12 protein-coding genes are annotated in these 13,639 nt (G+C 70.9%); 8 read left to right on the top strand and 4 right to left on the bottom strand.

What is annotated here, in order from left to right; genetic code table 11:
- The first annotated feature begins 68 nt into the window (after positions 1-68).
- Positions 69-758: a DUF4241 domain-containing protein gene (locus tag LX83_RS15200; RefSeq protein WP_253771714.1), complete on the top strand. Its 690-nt coding sequence runs from the start codon at positions 69-71 to the stop codon at positions 756-758.
- On the opposite strand, the gene LX83_RS15195 is transcribed toward LX83_RS15200, so the two are convergent.
- The 3 genes from LX83_RS15195 to LX83_RS15185 all read right to left on the bottom strand — a co-directional run bounded on the left by LX83_RS15195 (position 737) and on the right by LX83_RS15185 (position 3,874).
- Positions 737-1,825 carry a phage baseplate protein gene (locus LX83_RS15195; protein ID WP_253771712.1) on the bottom strand — a complete coding sequence of 363 codons (1,089 nt, stop codon included), beginning with the start codon at positions 1,823-1,825 and terminating at the stop codon, positions 737-739. The genes LX83_RS15200 and LX83_RS15195 overlap by 22 nt on opposite strands.
- 194 nt (positions 1,826-2,019) lie before the next feature.
- Positions 2,020-2,919, bottom strand: a complete 900-nt coding sequence (locus LX83_RS15190) for a lysozyme (RefSeq protein ID WP_253771710.1) — start codon at positions 2,917-2,919, stop codon at positions 2,020-2,022.
- A gap of 205 nt (positions 2,920-3,124) precedes the next feature.
- Positions 3,125-3,874, bottom strand: coding sequence for a lysozyme (locus LX83_RS15185; RefSeq protein WP_253772037.1), 750 nt, complete (start codon positions 3,872-3,874; stop codon positions 3,125-3,127).
- A gap of 546 nt (positions 3,875-4,420) precedes the next feature.
- On the opposite strand from LX83_RS15185, the gene LX83_RS15180 reads away from it, so the two are divergent.
- The 3 genes from LX83_RS15180 (at position 4,421) to LX83_RS15170 (ending at position 8,281) form a co-directional block, all read left to right on the top strand.
- Entirely contained in the window at positions 4,421-5,233 is an 813-nt protein-coding gene (locus LX83_RS15180) for an SAM-dependent methyltransferase (protein ID WP_253771708.1), read from the top strand.
- 79 nt (positions 5,234-5,312) lie between these two features.
- Entirely contained in the window at positions 5,313-6,119 is an 807-nt protein-coding gene (locus LX83_RS15175) for an SAM-dependent methyltransferase (RefSeq protein WP_253771706.1), read from the top strand.
- Complete coding sequence (locus LX83_RS15170) at positions 6,116-8,281, top strand: putative bifunctional diguanylate cyclase/phosphodiesterase (protein WP_253771704.1); 2,166 nt, start codon at positions 6,116-6,118, stop codon at positions 8,279-8,281. Before LX83_RS15175 ends, LX83_RS15170 begins: the two co-directional genes overlap by 4 nt.
- 382 nt (positions 8,282-8,663) lie before the next feature.
- On the opposite strand, the gene LX83_RS15165 is transcribed toward LX83_RS15170, so the two are convergent.
- The gene (locus tag LX83_RS15165) at positions 8,664-9,701 is read right to left on the bottom strand and encodes a glucose 1-dehydrogenase (protein WP_253771702.1); all 1,038 of its coding nucleotides are present in this window, start codon (positions 9,699-9,701) and stop codon (positions 8,664-8,666) included.
- 277 nt (positions 9,702-9,978) lie between these two features.
- Between LX83_RS15165 and LX83_RS15160 the strand changes: the two genes are divergently transcribed.
- The 4 genes from LX83_RS15160 to LX83_RS15145 all read left to right on the top strand — a co-directional run bounded on the left by LX83_RS15160 (position 9,979) and on the right by LX83_RS15145 (position 13,440).
- Positions 9,979-10,605: a DUF3558 domain-containing protein gene (locus LX83_RS15160; protein ID WP_253771700.1), complete on the top strand. Its 627-nt coding sequence runs from the start codon at positions 9,979-9,981 to the stop codon at positions 10,603-10,605.
- A gap of 154 nt (positions 10,606-10,759) precedes the next feature.
- On the top strand, positions 10,760-11,152 hold the full coding sequence (locus tag LX83_RS15155) for a WXG100 family type VII secretion target (RefSeq protein ID WP_253771698.1): 393 nt from the start codon (positions 10,760-10,762) through the stop codon (positions 11,150-11,152).
- A 75-nt stretch (positions 11,153-11,227) separates the two neighbouring features.
- Positions 11,228-12,631 carry a PPE domain-containing protein gene (locus tag LX83_RS15150; RefSeq protein WP_253771696.1) on the top strand — a complete coding sequence of 468 codons (1,404 nt, stop codon included), beginning with the start codon at positions 11,228-11,230 and terminating at the stop codon, positions 12,629-12,631.
- Positions 12,632-12,633: 2 nt separating this feature from the next.
- The gene (locus LX83_RS15145; protein WP_253771694.1) at positions 12,634-13,440 is read left to right on the top strand and encodes an ESX secretion-associated protein EspG; all 807 of its coding nucleotides are present in this window, start codon (positions 12,634-12,636) and stop codon (positions 13,438-13,440) included.
- Positions 13,441-13,639: the final 199 nt, after the last annotated feature.

Below are 13,639 nucleotides of genomic sequence, written 5' to 3'. Positions count from 1 at the left end.
CCGGGCCGGGGCCGGCGCACCACCCGGGCCTCGTGGTCGTTGTCGGTGCGGGTCGGTTGACTGTCGGCATGTCGATGACACCGCCGGACTTCACCCGGCTCCTGGTTCCCGGCGCCCGCGTCACCACCGTGTGCGGGCCGGCCACCGTCGCCGAACCACTGCGTGCCGAACTGTCGCTGCCGTCCGGGGAACTGGTCGCCTCGGCGTGGCGGTGGGAGCCGGTCGGGTTCACCGAGACCGCGCCGCCGGGTCGCTACCCCGTGCTGCTCCACCCGGTGGTGCTCGACCGCGGTGACCCGGAGCGGCCGGTGTCCGTCGCGGTGCAGCTGGTCATCCGCGACGAGCCGGCCGTCTCCTGGACCCTGGCGCTGCTGCCCGGCCAGGACCCCGCTGACCTGAGCGAGACCGGTTTCTTCGGCTTCCCGGTGGACGGCGGCGAGGCGAGCCTGATCGACGCGCGGTACCTGCGCGAGCTGTCCGAGTCCGGCACGCTCGACGAGTTCATCGCGGACGCCACGGCCGACCTGGGCTTCGGTGGGCTGATGGAGTCCACCGAGGACGAGGACGGCCGCGACGCCGTGATGTTCAAGACCGGCGACGGTGACGGTGTCTACCCGACCTGGATCGGCCGCACGGCCGGCGGTGACCTCGCCTGCTTCGTGGTCGACTTCCTGCTGCTCGACGAGCCCGGCCAGCCCGACGAGTCCGACGAGTCCGACCAGCCTCGGCCCAGCCGTCAGACCAGCACGTTCTTGTAGAACAGGTTGCTGCGGCGGTCGCCGGCCGCCCCCGAGGCGAAGCCGAGGAACAGCCGGACCTCACCCGCCGAGGTGCGGTAGACAGCCATGCCCTCGGGCTCGCGGAAGGTCAGCGTGGAGCCGGCCCCGGTGCGGAAGCTCTGCACTTCCGCACCGGTGTTCACGTCCACACTGGACACGTGGGTGTTGCCCTCGGGGGCCTCGTCGTAGGACTGGCCGCGCAGCTGGTACACGTACGAGCCGTAGAGCGTGTAGCCCTGGAAGGACACGCCCGGCCCGGGCGGCTGGGCGAAGTCGGCCAGGCGGTTGGCGTAGTTGCCGGCGGCCACCTCGGCCAGGTTGAAGATCGCGTACCGGTGGCCGCCGCCGGCGACCGCGTAGCGCACCGCCATCCGGTTGAACACCGGGTCGATCGCGGCGGTCATCGCCGTGCCCTCGGGGACCGGCTTGTGCTTGGTCAACGCCGACGAGGTGTTGCTCAGCGTCTTCCCGCTCTGCCAGGCGAACCGGGCCAGCCGCACGCCCCGCTCGGACTCCGCGTCGATGTCCACCTCGGTCCACAGGTAGGTGGTGGAGCCGACCGGCTGGGCGGCGATGGACACCCCGTGGCCGAACCCGTTCAGGTGCATGTAGCCGCGGTAGTTGCCGTCGAAGTCCAGCTCGGTGACGCACAGCTGGCCGTTGACCCAGTCGGTGCTGTTCTGCCGCTGCGCCACGAACAGCCGCTTGTTGACGATGTCGTAGCAGAAGGACTGCTGGACGGTGTCGTCGTGCAGGGTCGCGTGGCGGAACAGGTCGTGGGACGGCTCGGTCAGGTCGAAGCGCTTGCTGACCGGCACGCCAGGCAGTGCGGCCGCGGTCGGGGCCGCCGTGTTCGGGGCCGCCGTGTTCGTGACTGGCGCGGTCGGGGCCGCCGGGCTGGCCGCGGCTGCCGTGCCCTGGCCGAGCCCGAGCGCGCCGCCCACGGCCGTGCCCAGGGCGAGCCCACCGCCGAGCCGGAGCAGGTGGCGCCGGTTCCAGGCGCCGGCCTCGTCCGGTCCGCCGGCGGTCGAACGGTCGTCTGTCATGGTCTCCCGCTTCTGTTCGCTGGGCCCTGCCCAGTGAGTTCTGCCGGTGAGTTCTGCCCGGTGAGTTCTGCCCAGCGGGTTCCGCCCCGGTGGGCTGCGCCGCACCTGGTGGTTTGGGGGAGAGGCTGGTGGCGGGTGCACCGGCGGCCGCTCGGCCACCGGTGCGCGCCAGGAGTCGGGGCAGGGGTGGGGGATCAGCCGTTGGCGAGTGCCTGCAGGCGGTCGTAGGCGCCGTTGAAGCTGTTCTGGTCACCCGGGAAGGTGCCGGAGTCGGCGTACTGCCAGATGGTGTGGTAGCCCCAGTTGTAGGGCAGGGTGCCCACGCTGGACGCGTACCGGGCCACCCACAGCGGGTTGGTGCTGCTGAAGTCGCCGGAGGTGCCCACGCACGTGGTCCACCAGCTGGTCGAGGTGTAGATCACCGGGTAGACGCCGGTGGCCGCGCGGTAGGTGTCGCTGAACGCCTTGATCCAGGACACCATGGCCGCCTTGCTCAGCCCGTAGCAGGTGGCGCCGTAGGGGTTGTACTCCATGTCCAGCGCGCCGGGCAGGGTCTTGCCGTCCTTGGACCAGCGGCCCCCGTTGGCCAGGAAGTAGTTGGCCTGGGCGGCGCCGCTGGAGTTGCCTGGCAGGGCGAAGTGGTAGGCGCCGCGGATCATGCCCACGTTGTAGGAGCCGTTGTACTGCTGGGCGAAGTACGGGTTGGTGTAGCCGGTGCCCTCGGTGGCCTTGACGTAGGCGAACCTCGCGCCGTTGTTCCACGCGCCGGCCCAGTTGACGTTGCCCTGGTGGCTGCTGACGTCCATGCCGGGAACGGTGGCCAGGGTGCCCACGTCGGCGGGCCTGGCGTTGGGCGTGACCGCCTCGTGCTTGCGGATCTGCGAGCCCAGGCTGTGGTTCTCCGCCTCGGCGATGACCAGCGGCCCCGCCTGTCCCTCGGCGGTCGCGGCGGTGCCGGTGCTGGCGGTGCCGGTGCTGGCGATGTCGCTGGCGGCGGTGTCGGTGGGTGCGGCGCTGGCCGGGGGCAGTGCGCCCACCACCAGAGCGGCCGCGCACAGGCCAACAAGAGCACCGAATCGGCGGCCTAAGTTCACGCGGATGGACGGTCTCATGGTGAACCCTTTCGACAATCCTGCAGGGAGATGATCACTGGAGGTGACCACCTGACCCGGAAGTGTTATCGATCGGCTAACCGATTGACCAGAGTTTTCGTGAATTAGTCACGAGGACGGAGTAAAGCGGACAACCCGGACCAAGATCACCGGTCGCGGGGAGCGCGCAATGCCCGACCAGCCGGTCTCAGCCGTTGGCGAGGGCGATCAGCCGGTCGTAGGACCCGTTGAAGTAGTTCTGGTCGCCGGGCACCGCGCCGGCGTTGGCGTACTGCCAGATGGTGTGGAACTCCCAGTCGAACGGCAGCGCGCCCACCGACGAGGCGTACCGGGCGATCCACAGCGGGTTGGTCGTGCCGAACCGACCGCTGCCGCCCACGCACTGGTTCCACCAGTTCGTGCTGGTGTAGATCGTCGGCCAGCGCCCGGTCCGCTCGTGCACCTGGTCGCTGAACTCCCTGATCCAGTCCGCCATCTCCTCGTCGTCCATGCCGTAGCAGATGTCGCCGTACGGGTTGTACTCGATGTCCAGCGCCGGCGGCAGGGTCCGGCCGTCCGGCGACCAGCCGCCGCCGTGGTCCACGAAGAAGTCGGCCTGGGTCCCGCCGTCGGAGCGGTCCGGCAGGGCGAAGTGGTAGGCGCCGTGCACCAGCCCGGCGTAGTAGGAACCCTCGTACTGCTGCACGAAGTAGGGGTTCTTGTAGCCGGTGCCCTCGGTGGCCTTGACGTAGGCGAACCGCGCGCCCTTGGCGGCCACCGTGGTCCAGTTGACGTTGCCCTGGTGGCTGCTCACGTCAATGCCGTGCACCCGTTCCCGGCTCCCGCGGTCGGTTGACCCGCCGGGCGTGCCCGGCGCCGGCGGTGCGCCCGAGACCCCCTCGTGCTTGGCGATCTGCGAGCCGGCCGGGTGGTCGGCCTCGCTGGCCAGCGCCGGCATCGGCTCGTTGGGCAGCCCGCCGGCCGGGGTGCCGCCGACGTGGCCGCCGCTGCCCTGCGCGGTCACGGCGGTGCTGGTGACCAGGGACAGTGTTGCGAGGGTTGCCACGCAGAGTCGAGTGGTCCACGGGCGCTGGCGACGGTGAGCGGTCACGGATCTCCCCAATCGTGTCGGAGGGCAGCACGGTGAGTGGGCCCGGGCCGGCCGGTGCGCCGGTGGCCGGAGGTGTCGTGCCGAGACGGTGGTCGACCGAGTTGATGAGCCGTTCGGACTGAATGTTCACTCCCACCGCGACTGATCGCACGTCGTGACCATGGGGAAGCAGTGAGCGACACGCCTGGCAGGGCACGGATTGCTGTCCACCGACGGAGTGATTTCTCGACCAGGGCGTGATGTCCGGCGGCCCCGGCCGCGACCAGGCCGTTCGCCGATCGGGCGAACCACGACCCGGTCACCGGGCCGGGTCCGTCGGGGCGGTGGTCCATGATGGGCGGGGGAGGACGTGGTCCGGCCGCCAGCCAGCCGGACCGGGCAGGGGGGAGCGCGGTGGAGCGACCGACGTGGGCGCCCGGCGAGGTCGACCTGAGTCGACCCAGCATCGCCCGGGTGTACGACTACTTCCTGGGCGGTGCGCACAACTTCGCGGTGGACCGGGACGCCGCCGAGCGCGTTGTCGCGGTGATGCCGCAACTGCCCGACGTGCTGCGGCGCAACCGGGCGTTCCTCGGCCGGGCCGTGCGCTACCTGGTCGACCAGGGTGTGCGCCAGTTCCTCGACCTGGGCTCGGGCATCCCCACCGCGGGCAACGTGCACGAGATCGCGCACCGCGCGGCCGCGCGGTCCCGGGTGGTCTACGTGGACAGCGACCCGGTGGCCGTGGCGCACGGCCGCTCCATCCTGGCCGGTGACGACCGGGTGGCGGTGCTGCGCGCCGACGCCGCCGACCCGGCCTCGGTGCTGGACTCGGCGGAGGTCACGACCCTGCTCGACCTCGAACAGCCGGTGGCCGTGCTGCTGATCGCGGTGCTGCACTTCGTGCCGGACACCGACGACCCGGTCGGCATCGTGGCCGGCTACCGGGACCGGTTGCCGTCGGGCAGCTTCCTGGTGATCACCCACGCCGGTTTCGAGGCGGGCGAGGAACAGCCGGAGTGGGCCAGGGCCCGGGACATCTACGACAGCGCGGTCACCCCGATGACCTATCGCGACCGGGCCCGGTTCGCCCGCCTGTTCACCGGGTTCGACCTGGTCGAGCCCGGGGCGGTGCGGATCCCGCTGTGGCGGCCCGATTCGCCCGACGACGTCGACGACATCGCCAGGCACTACCCGGGTTACGCGGCGGTGGGTCGCAAGCCATGAGGTTCGACGGCTCGGACCAACCGCCGTATGCTCCGGATGTCCCGTTCGGGGATCCGTTCCAGCGACGAGAGGTGCAGTGGTGGAACGCCCGACTTGGGCGCCAGGCGAGGTGGATCTGAACCGGCCGAGCGCGGCCCGGGTGTACGACTACTACCTCGGTGGGGCGCACAACTTCGCCGCGGACCGCGAGTTCGCCCACCGGGCGATGGCGGTCATGCCGGACATCGCCCAGGTGATGCGCACCTACCGCGCCGCACTGCACCGCGCGGTGTGGTTCCTGCTCGACCAGGGCATCCGCCAGTTCCTCGACCTGGGCTCGGGCATCCCGACCGTGGGCAACGTGCACGAGGTCGCCCAGCGGGTCGACCCGGCCGCCCGCGTGGTCTACGTGGACAACGAGCCGGTCGCGGTGGCGCACAGCAGGGCCCTGCTCGCCGACAACCCCAACGCCGCGGTCATCGGCGCGGACGTGCGCGACCCGGCGGCCATCTTCGCCGCCCCCGAGACCCGCCGATTACTGGACCTGGACCGCCCACTGGGCGTCCTGATGTCGGCCGTACTGCACTTCGTGCCCGATTCCGCCGATCCACAGGGGCTGGTCAGCCAGTATCGGGAGCGGATGGCCCCGGGAAGTTACCTGATGATCTCGCACGCCACCAACGACCACGACTTCGACCAGGGACCGCGAGTCACCCAGATGTACCGACGCGACTCCGACCCGGTCACCATGCGCACCCGCGCGCAGGTCAGCGCCCTGTTCGAGGGCTTCGAACTGGTCAGCCCCGGCCTGGTCTACCTGCCGCTGTGGCGACCCGACGCGCTGGAGGACGTGCCCGAGCGCCCCGAGCTGAGCCGGGGCTACGTGGCGGTCGGTCGGCGGATATGACCGAGCAGGTGGGACAGCGCGTGCCCACGGCCAGAGCCGGCAGCGAACCGATGGTGCGGGCGAACGTGGCGGCGTTCGCGCGCGTGTGGGCGAGCACCGTCATGGGCAGCAGCTACGTGCCCATGACCAGAGCCGAGGTCCGGCAGCACCTGGAGGCGCTCACCGAAGTCCTGGTCGACACCCTGCGAGCCACGCCGTTCCGCACCGAACCGGGCTACGAGATCGGCACCCGGCTGGTGGAGGCGCACTTCACCGGCACCGACACCCTGGGCCGCACCGTCCAGCTGCTCGGCGACGACCTGCTGTCCATCCTGGGACTGCCCGAGGACGAGGTGACCCGCTCCCGGCTGGCCGCGCTGCAGGGCGCGGTGAGCGCCGGGTACGCCCGGGCGCTGCGCGAGCGCACCCTGGCCGAGCAGGAGGCGATCCGGGCCGCCGTGCTGGACGCGCGCGACGGGGCCGAGGCCAGGCTGCGCGCGAGCGAGGCGCGGTTCCGGGCGATGTTCACCGAAGCCGCCATCGGCATCGGCATGGCCGACCTTGGCGGCCGGATCCTCGACGTCAACCAGGCGTTCCAGGAGATCCTCGGGTTCACCGCCGAGGAGATGAAGTCCCGCAACGTGCGCGAGCTGATGCACCCCGAGGACGCGGCCAGCGTGTGGCGGCTCTACGAGCAGCTGGTGCGCGGCGAGTGCGACCACTACCGGTCCGAGAAGCGCTTCTACACCCGCAGCGGCGAACAGGTGTGGACCAACCTCACGCTGTCGCTGGTGCGCGACGAGCACGGCGAACCGCAGTACCAGGTCGCCATGGTCGAGGACGTGACCGACCGGCACCTGCTGCAGAACCGGCTGCGCTACCAGGCACTGCACGACCCGCTGACCGAACTGCCCAACCGGGCGCTGTTCCTCGAACGCCTCAACCGGGCCTTCAGCAGCAAGGAGAAGCACACCAGGCTGGGCCTGTGCTACCTGGACCTGGACGGCTTCAAGATGATCAACGACAGCCTCGGCCACGAAACCGGGGACCTGCTGCTGGTCGAGGTGGGCCGGCGGCTCAAGGAGTCGGTGGACGGCAACGGCCGGATGGTCGCCAGGATGGGCGGTGACGAGTTCGTCATCCTGGTCGAGGACACGACCGGCACCGAGGACGTCATCACCGTCGCCGACCGCGTGCTGGCCGAGTTCCGCCAGCCGGTCCGGATCGGCGGCCACGAACTGTCCGTCTCGGCCAGCATCGGCATCGTGGAGCGGGCCGTGGTCGGCACCACCGCCGCCGACCTGATGCGCGACGCGGACATCACCCTGTACTGGGCCAAGGCCGACGGCAAGAGCCGGTGGGCGCTGTACGACCCGGAGCGCAACGCGCGCGAGGTCGCCAGGTTCACGCTGTCCGCGACCATGCCCGCGGCACTGGAACGCGACGAGTTCTACGTGGACTACCAGCCGCTGGTCGGCCTGCACGACGGCACCGTGCTGGGCGTGGAGGCCCTGGTGCGCTGGCAGCACCCGGAGTTCGGGCGGCTGGCCCCGGACCGGTTCATCGAACTGGCCGAGGAGACCGGGCTGATCGTGGCGCTCGGCCGGTGGGTGCTGCGCACCGCCTGCCAGCAGGCCAGGCGCTGGCTGGACGAGTTCGGCAAGCACGCGCCGTTCGTCAGCGTCAACCTCGCGGTCCGCCAGTCCCGCGACCCGGACCTGGTCTCGGACGTGCGGCGGATCCTGGACGAGGTGGGCCTGTCCCCGCACCACCTCCAGCTGGAGCTGACCGAGAGCGCGATCATGGGCACGGCGGACGAGCCGCTGGAGGCGCTGCGCGCGCTGTCGGACATGGGCGTGCGGATCGCCATCGACGACTTCGGCACCGGCTACTCCAACCTGGCCTACCTGCGCCACCTGCCGGTGCACGAGCTGAAGGTGGCCGGGTCGTTCATGGAGGGGCTGCGCGCCGAGGAGGGCGCCGACCCGGTGGACGAGCAGATCGTGTCCACCCTGGTCTCGCTGGCGCACGCGCTCGGACTGACCGTGACCGCCGAGGGCGTGGAAACCCCGGCGCAGGCGGAACGGCTGCGCACGATCGGCTGCGACGCCGGCCAGGGCTGGTTCTTCGCCCGCCCCGGCCCCCCCGACGCCGTGGAACGCCTGCTGCGCGACCAGCTCTGACCCCCGCGCGCACGTCCACTGTGGACACCCTGGGGCGCGCGTTCTCGTGCTGTTTCCCCAGGTCACACCCCCACCCTCCCTGGGGGGCGACCCCGCTCCAGCCTACCCAGACCAGCGCCGAGGGGACAGGTCTGCGCGTGCGGCTGTGGATAACCCGGTGGCCTGTGGACAACCGCGCACCCGATCGGGGGTACCGCTGGACAGGGCAGCGGTCAACGGCTCCCAGCTGTGACGGGCCACCCACGTGCACCGCCGCCACCGCCTCGGCGCGAGCACCCGGCGGACCAACCGGTCCGCCGGCAGCCCACCAGGTCCGCTTTCCCGAGGCCGGGCCCCGGGCCCGGGACCGACGCGACCCGACGGCGTCGGCCCCCGGGTCAGGTCAGGTCAGGTCGACGACGACCTTGACGTCGTCGGGCTCGCGCCGCAGCGAGTCAGGCCAGTCCGCCAGCGGCACCCGCCGGGTGATCAGCTGCCGCAGCCACCGCGGATCCGCCGCGGCCAGCGCCTGGCTGCCCTGCCGGTAGTTGGCCAGACTGCCGTTGACACAGCCGACAACAGCGTTGTTGGCCAACACCGTGCGGTCGTTGATCACCCCGGCCGGCACGGGCAGGTTCGCGGTCGACCCGGACAGGCCGATCAGCACGGTCACCGAGTTGCGCGCGGTGCGCCGCAGCAGGTCGAACACCAGCGAGGCCGCGCCCGTGCACTCGATCACCACGTCCGGCTCGGGCACCGTGTCCAGGTCCTGGTGGTAGCTGGCGCCGAGCATGCGGACCAGATCCGGCTTGGGCCCGGTGCTGACCCGGTCCAGCACGTGCACGGCCAGCCCGCGCTGCACCCCGAACAGGGCCGCGAGCAGCCCCATCGACCCCGCGCCGGTGACCAGCGCGGTGCGCGGGGCGAAGTACCCGCGTCGGCCGACCAGCTCGGCCTGTTCCCACGCCTTGGCCACGGTCGACGCCGGCTCGGTGAGCACCCCGAGTTCACCCAGTGCCGGGTCGATCCGGATCGCGTACTTCGGCTCGATCGTCCACCGCTGGGCGCCGTAGCCGTCCAGTTCCTTGATGCCGCGCTCGGTGTACCGGCCGTTGCGGCAGAAGTCCCACTGGTCGGCGGCGCAGGCCGCACACGGTTCCGGATCGGGCCGGCGCACCACCCCGGCCACCAGGTCGCCCGCGACGAACCCGCTGCCCGCCGGCGCCGACCGCACCCGGCCGAGGGACTCGTGGAACAGCACCATCCGGTCCCGTCCGGGCGGCAACTCGCCGAAGCCCTCCTTGACGATCTCCACGTCCGTGCCGCACGCCCCGACCAGCAGTCCGTCCACCAGCAACTCGCCTGGGGCGGCAACGGGTTCGGCCAGGTCGGTGACATCGGCCAGCTCAGGTCTGCCAGGCACCACGGTCGCTGCTCTCATTACCGTTTCCTCCCATTGATCCGGGTCCGGCGCGAGGCTAGAGGCAGTCGGCGCTCCCCCACCGGGTGACGTGTCCAGTTCACACAGGGGTAACCACACACAGCCCGATCGTGTGAAGATCGCGCTGACCTCGACGGATACCCCGCAACGCTGCCGCCACCACCGCGCAACGTCAACCGCGCCCGTCGCCGGCTCCGACCGGAGCACCTGGTGGACCGGGTTGTCACGTCGCTGATTCGCTCCTCGCGGTGCGCGGGCATTCGGTACGTTGACCTCCATGCGGAGCCCCTGGCAGCGTCTTGCGATCAGCCTTGCCACCGTCGCGGTGCCGGCCCTGGTCATCGCCGGTTGTTCGAGTGGAACGGGCGGTACCCCCTCAGCCGAGGGCGGCTCGACGTCGACGGCGTCCTCGGGCACGACCAAGTCGTCGGGTTCGACGTCGTCGTCGGGCAAGTCCACGCCGACCAGCGGCAAGTCGAGCGTGTCCCGGCCCAAGAACATCGACCTGACCGGCGTCGACCCCTGCTCGCTGGTCACCCCGGAGTTCAAGACGGTGACCGGTTCGGACCGCGAGCCCAAGGCATCCACGAACCCCGACCAGGACAACGCGCCGACGTGCGGCGTGACCGCTGGGACGAGCGGCACCGCGAACGCGTCCGTCGCCCTGCTGGCCAAGGGGATCGGCCAACTCGGTGCTCCTGGGACGAAGACCGAGATCGCGGGCTTCCCCGCGGAACTGCGCAAGCCGACCAACGGCGTGCCCGGATGCGCCATCGTCGTGGACGTTGCCGACGCCCAGGCTCTCCTGGTCAACATGACGTCCTTCGACGCGCCCCAGGACGAGTTGTGCCAGAAGGTTCCCCAACTGGCGGAGAGCGCGATGGGAGCGCTCGTCAACCGGTGATCGGCCGCTGGCCTCGCCCAACGGTGAGAGCTATAACAAAACCACGTAGAACTGCTCATCTGAGGTGGGAACCAGCCCTGGCCGTCCGGCGTCAGAGCTACAGTCGTTCCGAATGTAAACAGGGGCAGGCACAGAACATCTTGGAGGGTGTGCCGTGTTCATCAACGAGGGCGTTGGCGCAGGCGTGGGGAGCGTGCCGCCGAGCTACGCGGGCAAGCAGCAGAAGCTGCAGGTCGATCCCTCTGCCATCCCCGAAACTCGGAAGCTCTTCGAGTCAGCGCTGGACAAGCTCAACGAGCAGCTTGAGCTTCTCGGACAGAACGCGGCGATCAGTAGTGAGTGGGCCGGCGACCCGGTGAGCGCGGAGACCCAGAAGAAGTTCAACGAGAGCATGTTCGGGTCCGCCAGCGACTCCGCCATGCAGGCGCTGATCGGCTACCGCCAGCAGTTGAAGGACGCGGCCGACGCCCTCAGGGGCTTGGAGGAGCAGTACCGCGCCATCGAAGGCGACAACACCGCGCTCTGGGGCAAGTACCACAACTCCTGACCGAGCACCAGCCTTTTCCGTGATCACAAGACTTTCTCACCTCGCCGGACATGTCACTCCTAGGGGGCGGCGCGCATGAGCGACCTTCGTTGGCAGGGTCACACACACGAGCAGCTGTACAACTGGATTCACGCTGGTCAGGGGCCGCAGGCCCTGGTTCCCCTGCAGGACGGCTGGGGGAAGATGGCGGAAACCCTGGCCCAGATCGACTCCGAGCTGCAGAGTGGGCTGGAGAAGCTCAACGCGAGCTGGGAAGGTGACGCGGCCGACTCGGCGCAGGCCGCGCTGTCCCCGTTGACGCAGTGGGCCCAGGACGCGCAGACCGGCTCCGACGTGATGAAGAGTTCGGCTGAGCTGCAGGCCGACTACATCTCGACCGCGCGCAAGGAGATGCCCGAGCCGGTCCAGGTGACCACCGAGGCGCCGTCCACCATGGACATGGTCCTGGGGGCGATGGGCGGCGGGCTGGGCATCGCGCACGTCGTGGCGCAGCAGGCCGACCACGAGGCCCAGGAGTCCGCGCAGAACGAGGCGCAGCAGAAGGCCATCGCGGTCATGAACACCTACTCGTCCAACAGCGAGTGGAACAGCAGCACGCTGGGTGAGTTCGTGGAGCCGCCGAAGGTCGTCATCGACACGCCGGCACCGGTGCGCAACGACAACTCCAGCGTGGTCGGGCCGGACAGCAGCTCGTCGAACTACTCGTCGAACAGCGTCGGCACCCACTCCAGCTACGCCCACTCGGCGCCCTCGGTCAGCGGCAGCGGGGTTCCCTCGGCGCTGTCCGGTGGTGGCGGCGGGGTGTCCGGCGTCCCGACCCCGCAGGGCGGCTCGGTCGTCACGCCGCCCAACACCCACCTGTCCGGCGCGACCACGCTGCCGAACCTGACCAACCCGAACCTGAACAACAACAAGATCACGCTGCCGAACAACCCGGTCAACAACCCCAACCTGCCGTTGACCGGCGGCGGCTCGTTCTACGGCAACACCAACAACCCGCTGAACCGTCCCGGCACGCTGCCCGGGCTCGGCGGCGGGCGCGGCGGCGCCGGTGGTCCTGGCGGCTTCGGCGCCGGCAAGACCGGCGTCAACCCGTTCGCCAGCGCCAAGGGCAGCCTGCTCGGCGGGCCCGGCTCCGGTGGGCTCGGCTCCGGTGGCCTGGGCACGGGTGGGCTCAGCGCCGAGGAGATCGCGGCGCGCAAGGGCGGCGCCGGCAACGCCGGCCTCGGCCGCGCCGGGGCCGCCGCCGGCATCGGCGCGTTCGGTGACGAGCCGCACGCCAACCGGGGTGTGGCCGCGGCGGGTGCGGCCGGCCGGGGTGGCGCCGCCGGTGCCGGCGCGGGTGCGGCCGGTGGCCGAGGCAACGCCAACGGCGAGGAGGACCTGGAGCACAAGGCAGCCGACTACCTGGTCGAGACCGAGGACGTGTTCGGCGACGAGCGGCTGGTCGCTCCGCCGGTCATCGGCGAGACCAACTAGCCGTGACGCTGTTCGGTGGCCCGGCCGAGCGCCCGCCGATCACCCTGTCGGCCCTGGAGTTCGACGTGCTCTGGGAGCACCTGGACCTGGGGTCGATGCCGCTGGTGATCAAGGTGCCCTCGCCGGGCAAGACCCATCAGGAACGCGCTGACCTGGTGCGCCAGGCGTGGCACTCGATGGAGAGCCGGGGTCTGGGGCGCACCGTCGACCTGGACCCCGAACTCGACCACCTGGTGCGGCTGCTGGCGCGCCCGGAGCGCGAGGTGGACGGCCGGATCTGGGTCGGGCGCAGCGTGCGGGTGCTGGCCGTGGCCAACGGCGACGCGGGGGCGGTCGCCACCCTCAGCGAGGACCAGATCAGCCTGCAGCGGACGTCCGGCAGCGGCCTGCACCACGCGGTGCTGCGGCAACTGCCCGCGCACCCGGCCGGCTCCGGGCACTCGGTGACGCTGCCCAGCGGCGACCTGGACGCGGCCGTGCGCTCCGCTGACGGCAGCCCGGAGAGCCTGGAGAAGGCCCTGCGCGCGCAGGGCGTCCGCCAGGACGACGCCAGCACGCTGGTGAAGATGCTGACCGGGCTGATCCGCACCGGCAACTTCGGCGCGGCGGCCAGGGACCGCTACGGCAAACGGCACCGGCCCGACCGGGTGGTGGCGTTCTTCGACACCGAGGAAGGCCGCTACCTGCAACAACGTCGATCCTCACCGGGATCGCCACCGTGGAGCACGTTCAGCCCGGCCGACCCGAGGCGGCTCGCGCACCAGGTGGAGGAGTTACTGGGCGACGCGGTTCGGCTCGCCCAGGGCTGAGCCACCCGCACACACACCGGCTCGGCGGCAGCGCCCCGGCCGGGGAGTCGATCCCCGGTCGGGGCGTTCGTCGTGTTCCGGGGGGAATGATCAGGGTGACGATCGACGAGCCGGGGAGAGCGGTGTTGACCTTCGGGGACGTGGTGTTCGTGGGGTTTCTGGTGGCGGTCGAGGCAGGGCGGTTCGACAGGTGAGGGCG

The organism is Goodfellowiella coeruleoviolacea (assembly GCF_024171785.1).
Taxonomy (GTDB): domain Bacteria; phylum Actinomycetota; class Actinomycetes; order Mycobacteriales; family Pseudonocardiaceae; genus Goodfellowiella; species Goodfellowiella coeruleoviolacea.
Note: the sequence above shows the minus strand (reverse complement) of the source record. Positions and strands in the feature narration are given on the sequence as shown.

Bases quoted from the DNA above. Each gene is read 5' to 3' on its own strand.
- LX83_RS15185 (WP_253772037.1), bottom strand. From the start codon at position 3,874: ATGCCGGCGCTGGCCAGCGAGGCCGACCACCCGGCCGGCTCGCAGATC.
- LX83_RS15200 (WP_253771714.1), top strand. From the start codon at position 69: ATGTCGATGACACCGCCGGACTTCACCCGGCTCCTGGTTCCCGGCGCC.
- LX83_RS15170 (WP_253771704.1), top strand. From the start codon at position 6,116: ATGACCGAGCAGGTGGGACAGCGCGTGCCCACGGCCAGAGCCGGCAGC.
- LX83_RS15195 (WP_253771712.1), bottom strand. From the start codon at position 1,825: ATGACAGACGACCGTTCGACCGCCGGCGGACCGGACGAGGCCGGCGCC.
- LX83_RS15160 (WP_253771700.1), top strand. From the start codon at position 9,979: ATGCGGAGCCCCTGGCAGCGTCTTGCGATCAGCCTTGCCACCGTCGCG.
- LX83_RS15165 (WP_253771702.1), bottom strand. From the start codon at position 9,701: ATGAGAGCAGCGACCGTGGTGCCTGGCAGACCTGAGCTGGCCGATGTC.
- LX83_RS15150 (WP_253771696.1), top strand. From the start codon at position 11,228: ATGAGCGACCTTCGTTGGCAGGGTCACACACACGAGCAGCTGTACAAC.